The organism is Sphingomonas jejuensis (genome assembly GCF_011927695.1).
GTDB lineage: Bacteria > Pseudomonadota > Alphaproteobacteria > Sphingomonadales > Sphingomonadaceae > Sphingomonas_K > Sphingomonas_K jejuensis.
Genome location: NZ_JAATJE010000002.1, coordinates 419,916 through 438,083, shown reverse-complemented (window position 1 = coordinate 438,083; position 18,168 = coordinate 419,916). Strand labels below are relative to the sequence as shown.

16 protein-coding genes are annotated in these 18,168 nt (G+C 70.2%); 11 read left to right on the top strand and 5 right to left on the bottom strand.

Annotated features, from left to right (window positions below):
• Positions 1 to 51 precede the first annotated feature (51 nt).
• Both tsaD and GGR88_RS11710 read left to right on the top strand, forming a co-directional pair.
• Positions 52 to 1,086, top strand: coding sequence for a tRNA (adenosine(37)-N6)-threonylcarbamoyltransferase complex transferase subunit TsaD (gene tsaD, locus GGR88_RS11715; RefSeq protein WP_167955193.1), 1,035 nt, complete (start codon positions 52 to 54; stop codon positions 1,084 to 1,086).
• Positions 1,083 to 2,054: an NAD(P)H-dependent glycerol-3-phosphate dehydrogenase gene (locus GGR88_RS11710; protein WP_167955191.1), complete on the top strand. Its 972-nt coding sequence runs from the start codon at positions 1,083 to 1,085 to the stop codon at positions 2,052 to 2,054. Before tsaD ends, GGR88_RS11710 begins: the two co-directional genes overlap by 4 nt.
• A gap of 8 nt (positions 2,055 to 2,062) precedes the next feature.
• Here the strand turns inward: GGR88_RS11710 and GGR88_RS11705 are convergent, their stop codons facing one another.
• Complete coding sequence (locus GGR88_RS11705) at positions 2,063 to 2,227, bottom strand: DUF1674 domain-containing protein (protein WP_167955189.1); 165 nt, start codon at positions 2,225 to 2,227, stop codon at positions 2,063 to 2,065.
• Between the two features lie 78 nt (positions 2,228 to 2,305).
• On the opposite strand from GGR88_RS11705, the gene GGR88_RS11700 reads away from it, so the two are divergent.
• From GGR88_RS11700 to purH, 4 genes are read left to right on the top strand one after another with little or no spacing between them, the layout of a single operon-like run.
• A complete protein-coding gene (locus GGR88_RS11700) occupies positions 2,306 to 3,586 on the top strand; it encodes an RsmB/NOP family class I SAM-dependent RNA methyltransferase (protein WP_167955187.1) in 1,281 nt (426 codons plus the stop codon).
• Positions 3,587 to 3,599: 13 nt separating this feature from the next.
• Positions 3,600 to 4,262, top strand: coding sequence for a ribulose-phosphate 3-epimerase (gene rpe, locus GGR88_RS11695; RefSeq protein ID WP_167955185.1), 663 nt, complete (start codon positions 3,600 to 3,602; stop codon positions 4,260 to 4,262).
• On the top strand, positions 4,259 to 5,986 hold the full coding sequence (locus GGR88_RS11690) for a heparinase II/III family protein (protein WP_167955183.1): 1,728 nt from the start codon (positions 4,259 to 4,261) through the stop codon (positions 5,984 to 5,986). The genes rpe and GGR88_RS11690 overlap by 4 nt, the downstream gene beginning before the upstream one ends.
• A gap of 37 nt (positions 5,987 to 6,023) precedes the next feature.
• Positions 6,024 to 7,613, top strand: coding sequence for a bifunctional phosphoribosylaminoimidazolecarboxamide formyltransferase/IMP cyclohydrolase (gene purH / locus GGR88_RS11685; RefSeq protein ID WP_167955181.1), 1,590 nt, complete (start codon positions 6,024 to 6,026; stop codon positions 7,611 to 7,613).
• Here the strand turns inward: purH and GGR88_RS11680 are convergent.
• Together GGR88_RS11680 and polA are read right to left on the bottom strand one after the other, a co-directional pair.
• A complete protein-coding gene (locus GGR88_RS11680) occupies positions 7,585 to 9,129 on the bottom strand; it encodes a lipopolysaccharide biosynthesis protein (protein WP_209023384.1) in 1,545 nt (514 codons plus the stop codon). The genes purH and GGR88_RS11680 overlap by 29 nt on opposite strands.
• Positions 9,126 to 11,873 (bottom strand): DNA polymerase I, encoded by a 2,748-nt coding sequence (polA, locus tag GGR88_RS11675; RefSeq protein WP_167955179.1) that lies wholly within the window; start codon positions 11,871 to 11,873, stop codon positions 9,126 to 9,128. Before polA ends, GGR88_RS11680 begins: the two co-directional genes overlap by 4 nt.
• An 88-nt stretch (positions 11,874 to 11,961) precedes the next feature.
• Between polA and GGR88_RS11670 the strand changes: the two genes are divergently transcribed.
• Entirely contained in the window at positions 11,962 to 12,825 is an 864-nt protein-coding gene (locus tag GGR88_RS11670) for an alpha/beta fold hydrolase (protein WP_167955177.1), read from the top strand.
• A gap of 4 nt (positions 12,826 to 12,829) precedes the next feature.
• Here the strand turns inward: GGR88_RS11670 and nadB are convergent, their stop codons facing one another.
• Positions 12,830 to 14,431, bottom strand: a complete 1,602-nt coding sequence (nadB, locus tag GGR88_RS11665) for an L-aspartate oxidase (RefSeq protein ID WP_167955175.1) — start codon at positions 14,429 to 14,431, stop codon at positions 12,830 to 12,832.
• 213 nt (positions 14,432 to 14,644) lie between these two features.
• Between nadB and GGR88_RS11660 the strand changes: the two genes are divergently transcribed.
• Positions 14,645 to 14,986 (top strand): hypothetical protein, encoded by a 342-nt coding sequence (locus tag GGR88_RS11660; RefSeq protein WP_167955173.1) that lies wholly within the window; start codon positions 14,645 to 14,647, stop codon positions 14,984 to 14,986.
• Positions 14,987 to 15,000: 14 nt separating this feature from the next.
• On the opposite strand, the gene GGR88_RS11655 is transcribed toward GGR88_RS11660, so the two are convergent.
• Positions 15,001 to 15,921, bottom strand: coding sequence for an ABC transporter ATP-binding protein (locus tag GGR88_RS11655; protein ID WP_167955171.1), 921 nt, complete (start codon positions 15,919 to 15,921; stop codon positions 15,001 to 15,003).
• Positions 15,922 to 15,939: 18 nt separating this feature from the next.
• Between GGR88_RS11655 and GGR88_RS11650 the strand changes: the two genes are divergently transcribed.
• The 3 genes from GGR88_RS11650 to tldD are packed head-to-tail and all read left to right on the top strand — an operon-like array spanning position 15,940 to position 18,161.
• Positions 15,940 to 16,506 (top strand): hypothetical protein, encoded by a 567-nt coding sequence (locus tag GGR88_RS11650; protein WP_167955169.1) that lies wholly within the window; start codon positions 15,940 to 15,942, stop codon positions 16,504 to 16,506.
• Between the two features lie 36 nt (positions 16,507 to 16,542).
• Entirely contained in the window at positions 16,543 to 16,740 is a 198-nt protein-coding gene (locus GGR88_RS11645) for a zinc-finger domain-containing protein (RefSeq protein WP_167955166.1), read from the top strand.
• A gap of 2 nt (positions 16,741 to 16,742) precedes the next feature.
• Positions 16,743 to 18,161, top strand: a complete 1,419-nt coding sequence (tldD, locus tag GGR88_RS11640) for a metalloprotease TldD (RefSeq protein ID WP_425338483.1) — start codon at positions 16,743 to 16,745, stop codon at positions 18,159 to 18,161.
• The last annotated feature ends 7 nt before the right edge of the window (positions 18,162 to 18,168 follow it).

Genomic DNA, 18,168 nt, shown 5'->3' with positions numbered 1-18,168 from the left:
GTCGCTTAGGGGCATGTGTGTGCCATGACAAATGCGCTAGAGCCGCGGCGCATGACGCTGATCCTCGGAATCGAATCGAGTTGCGACGAAACCGCCGCTGCGGTTGTGACAGGAGATGGCCGCGTGCTCGCCCACAGGCTTGCCGGTCAGGAGAGCGAGCACCGCCCCTTCGGCGGCGTGGTGCCGGAGATCGCGGCACGCGCGCATGTCGAGGTGCTCGCACCGCTGGTCGGGGCCGCGCTGGCCGATGCCGGCATCGCCCTGGCCGACGTGGATGCGGTCGCCGCGACGGCGGGGCCGGGGCTGATCGGCGGCGTCATGGTCGGGCTGGTGACCAGCAAGGCGCTGGCGATGGCGGCGGACAAGCCGCTGATCGCGGTCAACCATCTCGAAGGCCATGCGCTGTCCGTCCGTCTCCACGACCGCTCGCTGGACTTCCCCTATCTGCTGCTGCTGGTGTCCGGCGGCCATTGCCAGTTGCTGCGGGTGGACGGCGTCGGCCGCTATCGCCGGCTCGCCACCACCATTGACGATGCCGCCGGCGAAGCGTTCGACAAGACGGCCAAGCTCCTCGGGCTGGGTTTCCCCGGCGGCCCGGCGGTGGAACGTGCCGCGGCGGGTGGCGACCCGCGCGCGGTGCCGCTGCCGCGCCCGCTGGTCGGGACGGCCGATCCGCATTTCTCCTTCGCCGGCCTGAAGAGCGCGGTCGCGCGCGCCGCGCAGTCGGGCGACTTCGGCACGGCCGACATCGCCGCGTCGTTCCAGCAGGCGGTGGTGGACTGTCTGGTCGATCGCACACGCCGTGCGCTGGATGCCAGTGACGGGGTCACCGCCCTTGTGGTCGCCGGGGGCGTGGCCGCGAACGGCGCGATCAGGGAAGCGCTGGAACGGCTTGCGACCGACCATGCCCTTCCCTTCGTGGCACCGCCGCTGTGGCTCTGCACCGACAACGCCGCGATGATCGCCTGGGCGGGTGCGGAGCGTCTTGCCGCCGGCATGCTGGATGATCTGGACGTGCCGGCACGCGCGCGGTGGCCGCTCGATCCGGAAGCGGCACCCGCCCGCGGCGCGGGAGTGAAGGCATGATCGGCGTGATCGGCGCCGGCGCCTGGGGCACTGCCCTGGCGCAGGCGATGGCCAGCAACGGCGAGGATGTGGTGCTGTGGGCGCGCGATCCCGCGGTTGCCGACACCATCAACGACAGCGCGACCAACCCCGCCTATCTGCCCGGGATCACGCTGTCGCCGTCCGTTCGCGCGACCAGCCGCATCGGCGATCTCGCCGCGGCGGAGGCCTGGCTGGTGGTGACACCCGCCCAGGCGATGGGCGAGGTGCTGCGAACCGCGCCCGCCGGCGACCAGCCGCTGATCCTGTGCTGCAAGGGCATCGAGGCTGGCACAAGGCGGCTGATGTCGGAGGTCGCACCGGCCGCCCGGCCGCGCTCCCCTATCGCTGTGCTGTCCGGACCCACCTTCGCGCACGAGGTCGCCGCCGGCCTGCCCACTGCGGTGACGCTTGCCTGCGCCGATCCTGCGCTTGGCGAGCGGCTGGTGCAGCGCATCGCCCGCCCGACCTTCCGCCCCTACCTGTCCGACGATGTCGTCGGGGCGGAGATCGGCGGCGCGGTGAAGAACGTGCTCGCCATCGCATGCGGCGTGGTGGCCGGCGCCCGGCTTGGCGAGAATGGCCGCGCGTCGCTGATCGCGCGCGGCTTTGCCGAAATGAGCCGCTTCGGCCGGGCACGCGGCGCCCGCGAAAGCACGATCGCTGGCCTGTCCGGGCTGGGAGACCTGGTGCTCACCTGCTCGTCGCAGCGGTCGCGCAACTTCGCACTCGGCTTCGGCATCGGCGAAGGGCGGACGGCGGCCGAGCTGCTGGGCGACCGCCGCACCGTTGCGGAGGGTGCGTTCACCGCGCCGGTTCTGCGGGCGGCGGCCGATGAGGCCGGCATCGACATGCCAGTGACCGCGGCGGTCTGCGACCTCCTGGCCGGCGCGCAGGCCGCCGATGTCATCCGCACGCTGTTGTCCCGCCCGCTTCGGGCGGAAGCATGATGACCGCTCTAGAAGTCGACCGCGATGCCCTTGCGCTCCCAATCGCCATAGCGCACCGGGTCCATCCCCAGCGGATCGTCGCTCGGCCGGACCAGCGGCTCCGGCTTCGGCACCGGCGGGCTTTTCGACAGATCGGCGGGCGGATCCAGATGGGCGGGACGACGACCTGACATGATGGCCTCCAAAGGTTGCGCTCTGCGCCACCACTGTCGTGACGCGGTGCAAGGGGTTCAAGGGCAGGACATGGCACGATGAGCGATGCGGGAACGCCCGGACTTCCCGCCCGGCGCGCGGCGCTGCGCCTGCTGGACGCCGTGCTGCGGCGCGGCCTTCCGATCGACGCGGCCAGGTCCGCCGCCACCCGCGACGTGGCGGATCGCCAGGATCAGGCGCTCGCGCTCGCCATCGCCGGCGAGGTGCTGCGCCGACTGCCCGACCTCGACGCGCTGATCGACAGCGCGACCCGCAACCGGCTGGCTGACGACGCAAAGGCGCGCATGGCGCTCCGGCTCGCGCTTGTGCAGCCGCTGGTGCTCGGCACGCCGCCGCACGCCGCCATCGCCACAATACTCCCGCTGCTGGACGGCGGGCCCAAGCGGCTGGTGCATGGCGTCTTCGGCACGCTGATGCGCCGCGGCGTGACCTTGCCGGCACATCCGACGCTGCCGCCGACCGTCGCCGACCGGTGGCGGCGATCGTGGGGCCCCGACGTGGTGGCGGCTGCCGCAGTGGCGATCGCGGCTCCGCCGCCGCTGGACCTCAGTCTGGCGCGGGAGGATGTCGTCGCCCCCGACGGGGTCGCGTTCGCCCCCCGCCACCGGCGCCTGCCGTCCGGCACCGTCACCGATCTGCCCGGCTTCGACCAGGGGGGCTGGTGGGTTCAGGATCTCGCCGCCTCCATCCCGGCGCGGTTGCTCGGCGAAGGCGCGGGCGAGCATGTCCTCGATCTCTGCGCGGCGCCCGGTGGCAAGGCCATGCAGCTCGCCGCCGCCGGGTGGCGGGTGACGGCGGTCGACGGATCGGCATCGCGCCTTAAGCGGCTCGGCGAGAATCTGGCGCGCACCGGCCTGCGGGCCGACCTGGTCGAGGCCGACATCCTCCGCTGGAACCCGCCCGAACCGGCTGCCGCCGTGCTCCTGGATGCGCCGTGCAGCGCAACCGGCGTGTTCCGGCGCCATCCGGACGTGCTCCACCGTGTCCAGCCGCGCGCGATCGCCGATCTGGCCGCGGGCCAAGCGGCGATGCTGGCGCGCGCGGCCGACTGGGTCCGGCCCGGCGGGACGCTCGTCTACGCCACCTGCTCGATGGAGCCGGAGGAAGGGGAGGACCAGATCCGCGCCTTTGTCGCGTCCCGCCCGGACTATGCCGTCCATCCGCCCGCGTCCGGGGAGCTTCCGGCCGGTGTTCCGGTTGCCGGCGAAGGCTGGGTCCGCACGCTTCCCGGGATGATCGCCGATCAGGGCGGGCTCGACGGCTTCTTCATCGCCAGGCTTCGGCGCCGGCCGCTTGCGGGTGCCGAGTCGGGCCACTAGAGCTTGGCCCCCAATGACCGGGCCCGTTCTCATCGCACCGTCGATCCTGTCGGCCGACTTCGCCGCATTGGGGCAGGAGGTGCGCGCGATGGACGCCGCCGGCGCCGACTGGATCCATGTCGACGTGATGGACGGGCACTTCGTGCCCAACATCACGATCGGACCCGCTGTCGTGAAGGCGCTTCGGCCCCAAACGGCCAAGCCGCTCGACGTCCACCTGATGATCTCGCCGGTCGACGGGTTCCTTGACGCCTTTGCGGATGCGGGCGCGGACATCCTGACCGTCCATCCGGAAGCCGGCCCGCATCTTCACCGCACGATCCAGCGCATCAAGGCCTTGGGCAAGCAGGCAGGCGTGTCGCTCAACCCCGCCACGCCCGCCAAGATGCTGGATTATGTGCTGGAGGAGATCGACCTCGTCCTGGTGATGAGCGTCAATCCCGGTTTCGGCGGCCAGAGCTTCATCGACAGCCAGCTTCGCAAGATCGAGGCGATCAGGAAAAGCATCGACAAGCTCGGCAAGCCGATCCGGCTGCAGGTCGATGGCGGCATCACCGCCGACACCGCGCCCCGCTCGATCGCGGCGGGTGCGGACGTGCTGGTGGCCGGGACCGCCGCCTTTCGCGGCGGGGCCGACGCCTACGCCGCCAACATCCGCGGGCTGGCCGGGCGATGAGCGCACCGCAGCCGAGCGACGACGGGATCGAGCAAGGCAAGCGGCTGATCCGGGTCGAGGGCGAGGGTTCGGGCGGTCTGCTCGAGCGGATCGCCAACGGCTTCAACCGGCTGACCTGGCGCACGCCGCTCCACAGCTTTCGCCTGCGTGGCCGCTTTCCACTGAAGCTGCTCGCGGCGCCGCGCGATCCGGTGATGGGCGATCGCCATGCGGGCCAGGCGCTGCTTGCCGGCGAGCTGAGCTTCGGCGGCGTCAGCGTGCCGGTGGCCGATCTCGATTTCGCGCAGCTCGCCGTGCCCCGCGCGCTTGCCGAACATCTCCACGGCTTCGGCTGGCTACGCGACCTGTCGACCGCCGCGACCCGGCAGGACGGCGCGCCCATCGCTGAGGGCATCATGCGCCGCTGGCTGGCGCAGCATGCCGAGGACGTGTCCGGCCTCGCCTGGCGCTACGACCTGTGGGGGCGCCGCATCCTGATGTGGGCGGCGCATGCGCCGCTCATCCTGTCGTCGTCCGATCTGGTGTACCGGTCGGCGGTCCTGAACACCTTTGCGCGCGGCGCCCGTCATCTCGATCGCGGCGCCGATCGTGCGCCGATCGGCATGGCGCGGGTCGCTGCCTGGTCGGGCGTGGTCGCGGCCGGGCTTCTGCTGCCGGGCGGGGAGCGCCGCCGCCAGTTCGGCGAGGAAGGGCTCGAGCGCGCGCTCGCCGGTGCCTTCACGGGAGATGGCGGCGCCGTGTGCCGCAACCCGGGCGGGCTGCTGGATGGTGTCGCCCTGCTGGCGACGCTGGACGCCTGCTATGATGCGGTCCGCATGGAGCCGGCGCCCGCGCTGAAGGCGACGCTTGCCCGCGCGGTGCCGGCGCTGCTCGGCGTGTGCCACGGCGACGGCGGCCTTGCCAGCTGGCAGGGCGGGCTGCCCGTCCCCGCCGTGCGCGTGCGGCAGGTGGTGGAAGCGAGCGGCGTGCGCGCCCGGCCGCTCCGCCAGGCCAGGGAATGGGGTTTCCAGCGGCTGGCGGGCGGCGCGACCGTCATCACCGTGGATGCCGCCCCGCCGCCGGTCGCCCGGCTGTGCGAAGGAGGCTGCGCCTCCACCCTTGCCTTCGAGATGTCGGACGGGCCGGACCGCATCATCGTGTCGTGCGGGGGCGGCGGCCTCGCCGGGCTGACCCTGCCCGACGATCTCGCCGCCGCGCTTCGCACCACCGCCGCGCATTCGACGCTGGTCCTGGCCGATACCAACTCCACCGCCATCCACGGCGACGGCGCGCTCGGCCGCGGCGTGGTGGAGGTCGAGGTCGACCGGCAGGAAAGCGAAGGAACGAGCCGGCTGGAGGCGAGCCATGACGGCTATGCACGCCGCCACGGCCTCATCCATCGCCGCATCCTGCGTTTGTCGAGTGACGGGCGCGAGCTTGCGGGTGAGGACATGCTGCTTCCCGCCGCCAAGCGCGGGCGTGGCAAGCCGGCCGCCTTTGCCATCCGTTTCCATCTCGGCGCGGACGTGGAGGCAACGCCCACCGCCGACGGCATGGGGGCGCTGCTGCGCGTCGCCGGCGGGCCGCTCTGGCAGTTCCGCCTGCGCGGCGCCGTCCTGTCGCTGGAAGAAAGCATCTGGATCGATGGCGAGGGGCACCCGGCGGGCACCACCCAGCTGGTGGCGACGGGCGAGAGCCCGGCCGGCGGCACAAATGTCTCCTGGCTGCTGAAGCGCAGCGGATAGGGTTCAACAGCGCGGGCGCTTCGGCTAACGGGCCGGCATGACCGATCTGCCCATCCGCCGCGCCCTCCTGTCCGTTTCCGACAAGACCGGGATCGTCGATCTCGGCCGGGCGCTTGCCCGCCACGGGGTCGAGCTTGTTTCCACCGGCGGCACCGCCGCTGCGCTGCGCGACGCCGGGCTCGACGTGCGCGACATCTCCGATCTCACCGGCTTTCCCGAGATGATGGACGGGCGCGTGAAGACGCTGCACCCGGTCGTCCATGGCGGGCTGCTGGCCGTTCGCGACGATGCCGCCCACGCCGCCGCCGCCGCCGCGCACGGCATCGGCATGATCGATCTGGTGGTGGTGAACCTTTATCCATTCGAGGCGACGGTGGCGAAGGGCGCCGATCGCGACACGGTGATCGAGAACATCGACATCGGCGGTCCGTCGATGGTGCGATCGGCCGCCAAGAACCACGCCTATGTCGCCATCGTGACCGATCCGGCCGACTACCAGGCGTTGGTCGACGCGCTCGACGCGACCGGCGGCAGCACGGATCTTGTCCTGCGCAAGCGGCTGGCCGCGAAGGCCTTTGCCGCGACGGCAGCCTATGACGCGGCGATCGCCCGCTGGTTCGCGCATGTCGACCAGGGCGAGCGGCTGCCGCAGCGGCTGCTCCTGTCGGCCGAGAAGGCCGGCGAGTTGCGCTACGGAGAGAATCCCCATCAGATGGCCGCGCTCTACCTGCCATCGGGCGGCGGGCGCGGCAGCGTCGCCCATGCCCGCCAGGTCGGCGGCAAGGCGCTGAGCTACAACAACTACAACGACGCCGACGCGGCGCTGGAGCTCCTGTCGGAGTTCCGCGACGCCGACTCCACGGCCGTGATCGTGAAGCATGCAAATCCGTGCGGGGTCGCCACCGCATCGACGTTGCTGGACGCTTATGAGGCCGCGCGCGCCTGCGACAGCGTGTCGGCCTTTGGCGGCATCATCGCGGTCAATCGCCCGCTCGACGGCGTCACCGCGCAGGCGATCACCCAGCTGTTCGCAGAGGTGGTGGTGGCGCCGGATGCCGACGACGATGCCCTGGCGGCGTTCGCCGCCAAGAAGAATCTGCGCCTGCTGCTGACCGGCGAGATCGCCGATCCCGCGCGCCGCGGCGTGCAGGTGCGGTCGATCGCCGGCGGCTATCTCGTGCAAAGCCGCGATTTCGGCCGCGTGACGGAAGGCGAGCTCAAGCTCGTCACGAAGCGCGCGCCGTCCGCCGATGAGATGCGCGACCTGCTGTTCGCCTGGACGGTCGCCAAGCACGTGAAGTCAAACGCGATCGTCTACGCCAAGGACGGCGCCACCGCCGGGATCGGCGCCGGCCAGATGAACCGGCTGGAGTCGGCGCGCATTGCTGCGTGGAAGGCGAAGGATGCGGCCGAGAAGGCGGGCTGGGACCGGCCGCGCACGATCGGGTCCGCGGTTGCGTCGGACGCGTTCTTCCCGTTCGCGGACGGGCTGCTGGCGGCGGTCGAGGCCGGCGCGACCAGCGTCATCCAGCCGGGCGGCTCGATCCGGGATGATGAGGTGATCGCGGCGGCGGACGAGGCGGGCCTCGCCATGGTCTTCACCGGGCAGCGGCACTTCCGCCACTGATCGGCGCCGGCTGGGCGCCGGATTTGCGGAACAGCGCCCGATCGTCGTCGGTCAGGCCGTAGCGCCAGATCACCACCGCATAGGTGGCGACGATCGCAGGCAGGCCGAAGCTCAGCTCGGCCCATTCGGGCAGGCGCGTGAACAAGGTGCCGACACCGGCGGCGATCACGCCGGCGGCGACCAGCGCCCAGCGAAAGCCCCAGACGGGCGTCTGCGTCAGGTGCTTCAACAGCGCGGCCTTGGTGAAGGACGCGATCCCGACGGTGATGGCGAGCGCGAGCGCGGGGCCGGCGGCGGCGTAGGTCTCCGGCAGGCCCAGCCGCCGGGCGAGCAGGATAAGACCGATGCTCATCACCACCTGGATCCCCAGCATCGTCGAGGAGATCATCAGGTTGCGGTGCCGCGCCATGTAGACGAGCGCGCTTTCCGACACCGCACCCTGCGACGCGAACACCTCCGCAAACAACAGGAAGGCGAGGGCGGCCGTGCCGGAAACGAAGGCGGGGCCGATCACGCCCATCACCGCCTCGCCCGGGACCGATCCCATCAGGGCCAGCAGCAGCTGTGCCGTCATGATCCAGTAGGCGACCTGCCGCACCTGCCGCGCCACCGCCGCGCGGTCGCCTTCGGCCAGGCTTTGCGTCACCACCGGCCCAAGGATGGGGTCGAAGCTGGTTTTCAGCCGTTGCGGCAGCGATGCCACCTGCTGCGCCATGTAGTAGACGCCGACGATCGCCGGGCCGAAAAACAGGCCGAGGATGAACCTGTCGACGTTGCGCGACGCCCATTCCAGCGCGTCCGCGCCGGCAAGCGGGACGTTGGCGCGCGTCAGCTGGATAATCGGCGCGACATGCGGCTTCCAGCCATAGGGAATGCCGTAGCTGCGGATGAACGGCACCAGCGATGCCGTCAGCGCCGCGATCATCGAGAGAACATAGGAGATGATCAGGCCGTCGCGTGTCGACACGAACGACAGCGCCAGCGCCGCCACGCTGATCGTCCAGGGCTCCACCACCGCCCGCGCCCACACGGTCGCCTTGACGTTCAGGCGATAGGCGAGCGCGGCGAGCGAGATGTCGGACCACGCGATCGCGAACACCACCAGCGGCAACAGCCGCTCGAGGCCGTAGATCTCGCTGTTCGGGTACATGATCTGCGGAAAGGCGAAGAGCAGCGCGGTGGCGGCGGCCGATGCCAGGAAGGCGACCGCCATGCCGTCCCACACGACGTGCGAGTGCGAACGGTCCGTTTTCGCCAGCGCCTGCGCCAGTCCGCGCTTCAGGCCCAGCGTTGCGACCAGCGCCGCCAGCTCGACGATCAGCACGGCGAAGGCGAACCGACCAACCGTTTCCGCGCCATAGATGCGGCCCGCGATGAACAGGAACGGCAGCCGCGCGGTCAGCCGGAGGACGAACCCGAACACGTTCGTTCGGCCGCCCTTGGCCAGCGTTGCGATGTCCTCTCCTTCGCGCTCCGCATCCGGCTGCGGGGTGGCGACGCCATCGCCCTTGATCAATGCGCGGCGCCCCAGCTCGAACCGGTGCCGATCTCGACGCCCAGCGGCACGTTGAGCGTGAGGTAGGGCTCGGCCGCCGTCGCCATTACCTCACGGATGATGGGCGTGGCGCGCTCCACCTCATCCTCGGCGACCTCGAAGACGAGCTCGTCGTGGACCTGCAGCAGCATGTGGGTCCGGGTGCAGCCGCCGGCGGCAAGCGCGGGTTCGATCCGGGCCATGGCGCGCTTGATGATGTCGGCCGATGTGCCCTGGATCGGCGCGTTGACGGCGGCGCGTTCCGATCCGCCGCGCTCGGCCTGGTTCTTGGACTTGATGCGCGGGAAATGCGTCTTCCGGCCGAAAAGCGTCTCCGTGTAGCCGGTGTCGCGGGCGCGCGTCAGCGTCTCGGCGATATAGGTCTTGATGCCCGGGAAACGGTCGAAATAGCGATCGATCATCGCCTGCGCCTCGTCGGCGGTGACGTCCAGCCGCCCAGCCAGCCCCCAGCGCGAGATGCCGTAGAGGATCGCGAAGTTGATGGTCTTGGCACGCCCGCGCGTGTCGCGGTTGACCTCGCCGAACAGCTCTGTCGCGGTCAGCGCGTGGATGTCGTCGCCGTTGGCGAAGGCTGCCTTCAGCGCGGGCTCGTCCGCGAAATGCGCGGCCAGCCGCAGCTCGATCTGCGAATAGTCGGCGGACAGGATGAGGTGACCCGGCTCCGCTACGAAGGCGTCGCGGATCTGACGGCCGGTCTCCGTCCGGATCGGGATGTTCTGCAGGTTGGGGTCGTTCGACGACAGGCGCCCCGTCTGTGCGCCGGTCAGCGAGTAGCTGGTGTGAACGCGGCCCGTCCGCGGATTGATGTCTGCCTGAAGCGAGTCGGTGTAGGTCGACTTCAGCTTGGTCAGCTGCCGCCATTCCAGCACCTTGCGCGCGATCGGCACGCCCTCGCCCGCCAGCCGCTCCAGCTCGTTGACATCGGTCGAATAGACGCCCGACTTCCCCTTGCGGCCACCCTTCAGACCGAGCTTCTCGAACAGAATGTCGCCCAGCTGCTTGGGCGAGCCTATCGTGAAGGGCTGACCGGCAAGCGCATGCACCTCGGCCTCCAGCGCCTCGATCTGCGTTCCGAAGTCGGCCGACAGCTGCGCCAGCTTGGCCGCATCGACCTTGATCCCGCGGCCTTCCATGCGGGCGATCACCGGCACCAGCGGCCGGTCGACCAGTTCGTAGACGCGGGTCGCTCCCTCCAGCGCCAGCCTGGCCTTGAAGCGGCGCCACAGGCGCCACGCGACGTCGGCGTCCTCCGCGGCGTAGCGCGTCGCCTGGTCCAGCGCGACCTGATGGAAGCCGATCGCCGCCTTGCCCGACCCGGTCACGTCCTTGAACGCGATGCAGCTGTGCGAAAGATGGGTGGCGGCAAGCTCGTCCAGCCCGTGCCCGTGGAGTCCGGCATCCAGGTCGAAGCTCATGACGATCGAATCGTCGATCGGCGTGACCGCGATGCCGTGGCGGGCAAGCACGGTGAGGTCGTATTTGAGGTTGTGGCCGACCTTCAGGACACCGGGATCCTCGAACAGCGGCTTCAGCCGGCCGAGCGCCTCTGCCATGTCGATCTGTTGCGGCACGTCCGACAACAGGTCGCCGCCGCTGTGGGCCAGCGGGACATAGCAGGCCTGGTTGGGCCCCAGCGCCAGGCTCAGCCCGACCAGGTTGGCGCTGGCCGATCCCAGCGCGTCCGTTTCCGTGTCCAGCGCGACGCTCCCCTGCGCGCGGGCGCGGGCGATCCACTCGTCCAGCGCATCGAGCGTCAGCACCGTCTGGTATGCGTCATGATCGCACGGCGGATCGGGCGGCAACACCGGGTGCGAGGGCGTGTCGGGGGTGGGCTCCGCGACCTGGCTCAGCTTGGTCAGCAGGGACTTGAAGCCATGATGCTCCAGGAAGGCGCGCAACGGCGCTTCCGGGATGCCGCTGTCGGGCAGCGCGAACTCGTCGAGAGGCGCCGGCAGCGCCATGTCGTCCTTCAGGCGCACGAGCTCGCGCGACAGCCGCGCGGCATCGGCATGCTCCAGCAGGTTGTCGCGCATCTTGGACGGCTTCATCGCGGGTGCGGCGGCGATCACCGCTTCCACGTCGCCGAACTGCTTGATCAGCTCGGACGCGCGCTTGGGGCCGATGCCGGGGACGCCGGGCACATTGTCGACGCTGTCGCCCATCAGCGCCAGCACGTCGCCCAGCTTGTCCGGACCGACGCCGAACTTCTCCTGCACATGCTCGGCGCCCAGCCGGCGGTTGTTCATCGTGTCGTAGAGGTCGAGCCCGGGCTCGATCAGCTGCATCAGGTCCTTGTCCGACGACACGATGGTGACCGACCATCCCTCGGCCAGTGCCGCCTTGGCATAGGAGGCGATCAGGTCGTCCGCCTCGAACCCTTCCTCCTCCAGGCACGGAAGCGAAAAGGCGCGTGTGGCGTCGCGGATCACCGGAAACTGCGGCACCAAGTCCTCGGGCGGCGGCGGCCGATGCGCCTTGTACTGGTCGTACATGTCGTTGCGGAAAGACTTCGACGACGCATCGAAGATCACCGCCATATGCGTGGGGCCGTCGGCGGCGTGCAGCTCGTCGGCGAGCTTCCAGAGCATGGTGGTGTAGCCATAGACCGCGCCTACCGGCTCGCCATGCCGGTTGGTGAGCGGCGGCAGCCGATGATAGGCCCGGAAAATGTAACCCGATCCGTCGACGAGGTAGAGGTGCGGCATGGATGGCGGATAGCGGATCGCACGCCCTCCTGCCAGCGAGCGGGACCGATCATCTGCCGTTCAAGCGCGACCGGGCAGGATGCGTCGCATGCATGCAACAGACAACATCGACCGCCGCCGCCTGATCGGGACCGCCGCTGCCGCCGGCGTCGCGGTCGCGTGCGGGGCGCTGCTGCCGGATAGCGCCGCCGCCGCGCCCTTTTCCTCCAACCGGATGTCGGTGGAGGTGCGCGGCACGGGCCCAGACGTGATCCTGATCCACGGCCTCGGCGGCTCGCGCAGCGTGTGGGACGGCCTGGTCGCCGCCGTGCCCGGCCACCGCTACCACCGGGTCCAGATCAACGGCTTCGGTGGCACCGCGCCGGGCGCGAACGCCGACGGCCCGGTCGCCGGGCCGGTGGCGGCGGAGATCGCCCGCTACATCCAGGTCCAGCGGCTCGTGCAACCGGCGGTGATCGGCCATTCGATGGGCGGCATCATCGGCCTGATGCTTGCCACGCGCGTGCCGGCGGCGGTCGGGCGGCTGATGGTGGTCGACATCCTCCCCGCGCCCGCCACCGGCTACGGCTTTGCCAGCGGCGGATCCAACGGCCTGTTCGATCGGCTTCGGGAGCAGTTCACCGCCACCCCCGGGGGGCGGCAGATGTTCGGTCAGCTGATGAGCCGGTTCGGCATGGGCGCCACCAACCCGGACGTGACCGCCAATGCGCTGCACGAGCTCGCGACCACCGACCTCGGGCCGCAGCTTTCTCGTCTCAGGAGCCCGCTCACCGTCGTCTATGCCGCGCCACCGCGCGACGAGGCGGATCCCCGCGGGCTGGGCCGCACCTATGCCGCCGCCTATGCGCGGGCGCCGGACAGGCGGCTGGTGCCCGTGGAAGGCGCGGGCCACATGGTGATGCTCGACCGCCCGCGTGAATTCGCGGTGGCGGTGCGCGGCTTCCTCGCCTGAGCCGTCAGGGCACCAGCACGGTGTCGACTGCCTCCGCCGCCATGTCGGGGTGGTCGAGCGTATAGTGCAGACCCCGGCTTTCCTGCCGGTGCAGCGCGGATCGGACGATCAGGTCCGCCACCTCGATCAGGTTGCGCAGTTCGATGAGGTCGGGCGTCACGCGGAAGTTGCCGTAATAATCGTCCACCTCGGCGCGCAGGTTGGCGATGCGCCGCCGCGCGCGTTCCATCCGCTTGGTGGTGCGGACGATGCCGACATAATCCCACATGAAGCGGCGAAGCTCGCGCCAGTTGTGCTGCACCACCACTTCCTCGTCGGAATCGGTGACGCGGCTTTCGTCCCAGGCGCGTGTCGGCGGCGGCACGGGCAGGTCGTCCCAGCGCTGCTTGATGCTTTCGGCCGCCGCCTCTCCGAACACGAAGCATTCCAGCAGCGAGTTGGAGGCGAGCCGGTTTGCCCCGTGCAGACCTGATTCGGTGACTTCGCCCGCCGCATAGAGGCCGGGCAGGTCCGTGCGCCCTTCCAGGTCCACCACCACGCCCCCGCAGGTATAATGCTGGGCCGGAACCACCGGGATTGGCTGGGCGGTGATGTCGATGCCCAGGCCCAGCAGCTTGTCGTTGATGTTCGGGAAATGACCGCGCACGAAGCCGGCGTCCATGTGGCTGATGTCCAGATGGACATAGTCGAGGCCGAACCGCTTGATCTCCGCGTCGATCGCCCGCGCCACCACGTCGCGCGGGGCAAGCTCCGCCCGCTCGTCATAGTAAGGCATGAAGCGCTTGCCCGTGGTCGGGTTGATCAGCCGCCCGCCCTCGCCACGCACCGCCTCGGTGACGAGGAAGTTCTTGACCTCCAGATTGTACAGGCAGGTCGGATGGAACTGCATGAATTCCATGTTGGAAACGCGCGCGCCCGCGCGCCACGCCATGGCGATGCCGTCGCCGGTGGCGCCCCGCGGCGCGGTTGAGAAGAGATAGGCACGGCCCGCTCCGCCCGTCGCCAGGATGGTCGCGCGCCCGGTGGTCAGTTCGACATGATTGGTGGCGCGGTTGAAGGAATAAACGCCGCGCACATGCCCATCGCCTGAAAAGCGTTCGCCGTGCCGGCCGGTGGCAAGGTCGATCGCGACATGATCGGGCAGCAGCGTGATGTTCGGATGCGCCACCGCGGCCTTCTCGAGCGCCGCCTGCACCGCCCATCCGGTCGCGTCGTCGACATGCACGATGCGCCTGTGGCTGTGCCCGCCCTCACGCGTCAGGTGCCAGCGCTCGCCGTTCTCGCCCAGGTTGAACGGCACGCCCAGCTCGGCCAGCCGCTCGATCGCCGCCGGTGCGCGCGACACGACATGCTCCACGACCTCGCGGTCGTTGAGGCCACCACCGGCGATCATCGTGTCCTCGATATGCGCCTCGAAGCTGTCGCCCGGCTCAAGAACGGCGGCGATGCCGCCCTGGGCCCAGGCCGTCGACCCCTCGGACAGGCCGCCCTTCGCCAGCACCGCCACGCGAAAGCGCTCGGCCAGGTTCAGCGCCGCCGTCAGCCCGGCCGCTCCCGATCCGACGATGACGACGTCGAACGATGCCCCGCTCGCCGCGTCCGTCATGCTGGTGCGTGCTCCCGGACGCCATCACCGCTGCGGCCCGTCGCGTCGGGCTTGAAGGGGATCGGTGCGGCGGGCGGGGGAGGGAAGCGTCGGTTCATCGGTTCCGTCTGCCATGATCCGCCGGCGGAGGACAGCGTCCCGCCGGTGGCGTGCCTTGCCATGCAAGTCGCCCGCACCGGCTTCTGATACAATGATGCTTCGGCGGAGGGAGACATGAACCCGATCGACGAGGTCTTCAGCGATCTGCGCGCCATCATGGTGGCGGCTGCCGGCCGACAGGTCGTGACGGTCGACAAGCCCGGTCGGCTGGTGGTCCGCTCATGCGACGTCGACGGCAGCACGGGGGAACTCGGCTGGTTCGGAACGGTGACCGTGAAGGAGGAATGCGTCGCCTATCACCTGATGCCGCTCTACGGCGACGACGGGCTGGACGCCGCCGTGTCCCCCGCCCTGCGGGCCGTGCGGCATGGCAGGACCTGCTTTCGGTTCCAGCACAGCGATCCGGTGCTGTTCGCCGATCTTGCGGCCCTCACGCAGGTGGCCGACTCAGGCTGAGGCGGCGGTGTCCGTCAGGCGGCGGCGCGCGTCAGGTTCAGGAAGACGTCCTCCAGGTCCGCCTCCTTCGTGGACACGTCGACGATGCCCAGGCCGGCGCCCTGCAGCGCAGCCAGCACCTCGCCCGCGTTCACCCGGTCCTTGCGGTAGCTGATCTCCAGCACGCGGCTGCCCTTCAACAGGACCTTGTCGAAGCAGGCATTGGCCGGGGCGGCCGCGATGTCGCGGTCCACCGTCACCTCCACGATTTTCTCCTGCGCCATCCCGACCAGGGCGCGGGTCGGCTCGTTGGCGATCAGGCGGCCGTGGTTGATGATCGCGATGCGGTCGCACAGTTCCTCGGCCTCCTCCAGATAGTGGGTGGTGAGGACCACCGTGACTCCGGCGGCGTTCAGCTCGCGCACATAGGCCCACAGCTGCTGGCGAAGCTCGATGTCGACCCCTGCGGTGGGCTCGTCCAGCACCAGCACGGGCGGCGAATGCACCATCGCCTTGGCGACGAGCAGCCGGCGCTTCATGCCGCCGGACAGGGTCCGGGCATAGGCGTCCGCCTTGTCGGACAGGTGAACGGCGGCCAGCAGCTCGTCGGTGCGCCGCTTGTCGCGCGGCACGCCGTAGAGCGCGGCCTGGATCTCCAGCGATTCGCGCGGGGTGAAGAACGGATCGAACAGGATCTCCTGCGGCACGATCCCGATCGACGCCTTGGCGTTGCGGGCGTCCTGCCCGATGTCGAACCCCCAGATCCGCGCGCTGCCGCCGGTGCGGTTCACCAGCCCGGCCAGGATGTTGATCAGCGTCGACTTGCCCGCGCCGTTCGGACCCAGCAGCCCGAAGATCTGGCCGCGCGGCACGTCGAACGTCACACCGTCCAGCGCGCGCTTTCCACCCTTGTATGTTTTCGAAAGCGTATCGATCTGAATGGCGACGTCGGTCATGGGTCAAGGGGAATAGCGGTGGCGAAGGCAGGCTCCAAGCGGCGATCGTCACGCGGGCTCGCCGCCCTCCTCGTGCTGGCGCTGCCCGCCTGTGGCGGTGGCGACGACGTGACCACCAACAACGCTGCCGGCATCCCGGCCGAGGTCGCGACGCAAAGCCAGTCCAACCTGGCCGCTGAACCGGCCGAGCCGGTGCCGGGGCTCAGCTGGCGCATCGTGCCCGGCGACGCGGATGGCAGCCTGCAACTGGTGGAGCCGGAAGGCACCGTCTCCCTGACGCTGACCTGCGGCGGCACGCCGGCGCGATTGTCGGTTGCGGTCCCGGGGTTCACGCCGTCGCGCACCGGGGAGCCGATGCGGCTGGCGATCGGCACCACGGAAATCGCGCTCGCGCCGATCGTGGAGGCCCCCGGCGCCCGGGGCAGCGTTGCCGAAGGGTCGATCCCGCCCAATCTTGCCGAGCTGATGGCTGATGCAGCCGCCATCGATGTCGTGCAGGGCGTCCAGCGGATCGGCAGCACGCCGCCGCCGCCGCGCGACACGGGGCAGGCGTTTGCGGGCCACTGCATCGACCTGCTCGGATGATTGCTGCCACCGCACGCGCTTGATAGGACCGCTCAGATGAACGCGCCTCAACCCGAAATCATCCGTGTCGACCAGACCCGCATCGCCTGCGACGGCGCGGGCGATATCGCCCCCGCGCTGGGCCATCCGCGCGTGTGGCTGCAGATGGGCGCCGACGGCGTCGTCGATTGCGGCTATTGCGACCGCCGCTTCATTCTTGCGGGCGGGCCGGCGGACCGGGGCGAGGTCGCCTGACGGTGGCGGCCGCGGCGCCCCGGTCGCTCCTCTACCGCGACATCGACCCGGCCGACGCGCTCCGGCTGGCGCGCGGCGCGATCGGTCATCTCGATGACGGCGAGCTGTTCCTGCAGCACAGCCAGGCGGAAAGCCTGGCCTTTGACGATGGCCGGTTGAAGACGGCGGATTACTCCGTCGACCGCGGCTTCGGCCTGCGCGGGGTCAGCGGCACCACCACCGCCTATGCGCATGCCAGCTCGATCGACGCGCCGGCGATCCAGCGCGCGACCGAAACCATGCGGCTGCTCGACCCGTCGGGCAGCACCCCTGCGGCCGCGCCGCGGCGAAGCAACCGCCATCTCTACACCGATGCCGATCCGCTTTCGGCCGTGCCGTTCGAAACCAAGGTCCGGCTGCTGGGCGAGATCGATGCAGCCGCGCGCGCGCGCGATCCGCGGGTGCGGCAGGTCTCGGCCAGTCTGCTCGGCAGCTGGTCGGTGGTGGAGGTGGTGCGTGCCGACGGCTTTGTCGCGACCGACGTCCGTCCGCTCGTGCGCCTCAACATCGGCATCGTCGTCGAACAGAACGGCCGACGGGAGACCGGCAGCTTCGGGACTGGCGGGCGCATGCTCTACGACCGGCTGCTTGATCCGGAGACCTGGAACCGCGGCATCGACCAGGCGCTGGCGCAGGCGCTGGTCAACCTGGATACCGTCCCCGCTCCCGCCGGCGAACGCACGGTGCTGCTCGGGCCGGGCTGGCCCGGCATCCTGCTGCACGAGGCAATCGGCCACGGGCTAGAGGGCGATTTCAACCGCAAGGGCACGTCGGCCTTTTCCGGTCGCATCGGCGACCGCGTCGCCGCGCCCGGCGTGACGGTGGTGGACGACGGATCGCTCGAGGGACGTCGCGGATCGCTGTCGATCGACGACGAAGGCACGCCGACCGAGGAAACCGTGCTGATCAGGGACGGCGTGCTCGTGGGCTATATGCAGGACCGGCTGAACGCGCGGCTGATGGGCGTCAAGCCGACCGGCAACGGTCGCCGCCAAAGCTATGCCCACGCACCCATGCCGCGGATGACCAACACCTTCATGACGGGCGGCAAGGACGACCCGGCGGAGCTTCTGGCCCGCATGGGGGACGGCATCTACGCCAAGAGCTTCGGCGGCGGGCAGGTCGACATCGTGTCGGGCAAGTTCACCTTCACCTGCACCGAAGCCTACCGCGTCGAAGGCGGCAAGATCGGCGCACCGATCAAGGGCGCGACCCTGATCGGCGACGGGCCGAGCGTTCTGACCCAGGTGATGGGCATCGGCAACGACCCGGCGCTGGACGAAGGGGTGGGCACCTGCGGCAAGGGCGGCCAGTCCGTTCCCGCTGGCGTCGGCCAGCCGACTCTGCTGATCGGCGGCCTGACGGTCGGCGGCACCGCCTGAGCGCCGC

What these genes read in the sequence shown, in the direction of transcription:
- GGR88_RS11645 (WP_167955166.1), top strand. Translation starts at nt 16,543, where the DNA reads ATGAACGCGCCTCAACCCGAAATCATCCGTGTCGACCAGACCCGCATC.
- GGR88_RS11655 (WP_167955171.1), bottom strand. Translation starts at nt 15,921, where the DNA reads ATGACCGACGTCGCCATTCAGATCGATACGCTTTCGAAAACATACAAG.
- nadB (WP_167955175.1), bottom strand. Translation starts at nt 14,431, where the DNA reads ATGACGGACGCGGCGAGCGGGGCATCGTTCGACGTCGTCATCGTCGGA.
- rpe (WP_167955185.1), top strand. Translation starts at nt 3,600, where the DNA reads ATGACCGGGCCCGTTCTCATCGCACCGTCGATCCTGTCGGCCGACTTC.
- GGR88_RS11690 (WP_167955183.1), top strand. Translation starts at nt 4,259, where the DNA reads ATGAGCGCACCGCAGCCGAGCGACGACGGGATCGAGCAAGGCAAGCGG.
- polA (WP_167955179.1), bottom strand. Translation starts at nt 11,873, where the DNA reads ATGCCGCACCTCTACCTCGTCGACGGATCGGGTTACATTTTCCGGGCC.
- GGR88_RS11710 (WP_167955191.1), top strand. Translation starts at nt 1,083, where the DNA reads ATGATCGGCGTGATCGGCGCCGGCGCCTGGGGCACTGCCCTGGCGCAG.
- purH (WP_167955181.1), top strand. Translation starts at nt 6,024, where the DNA reads ATGACCGATCTGCCCATCCGCCGCGCCCTCCTGTCCGTTTCCGACAAG.
- GGR88_RS11700 (WP_167955187.1), top strand. Translation starts at nt 2,306, where the DNA reads ATGAGCGATGCGGGAACGCCCGGACTTCCCGCCCGGCGCGCGGCGCTG.
- GGR88_RS11670 (WP_167955177.1), top strand. Translation starts at nt 11,962, where the DNA reads ATGCATGCAACAGACAACATCGACCGCCGCCGCCTGATCGGGACCGCC.
- GGR88_RS11660 (WP_167955173.1), top strand. Translation starts at nt 14,645, where the DNA reads ATGAACCCGATCGACGAGGTCTTCAGCGATCTGCGCGCCATCATGGTG.
- tsaD (WP_167955193.1), top strand. Translation starts at nt 52, where the DNA reads ATGACGCTGATCCTCGGAATCGAATCGAGTTGCGACGAAACCGCCGCT.
- GGR88_RS11705 (WP_167955189.1), bottom strand. Translation starts at nt 2,227, where the DNA reads ATGTCAGGTCGTCGTCCCGCCCATCTGGATCCGCCCGCCGATCTGTCG.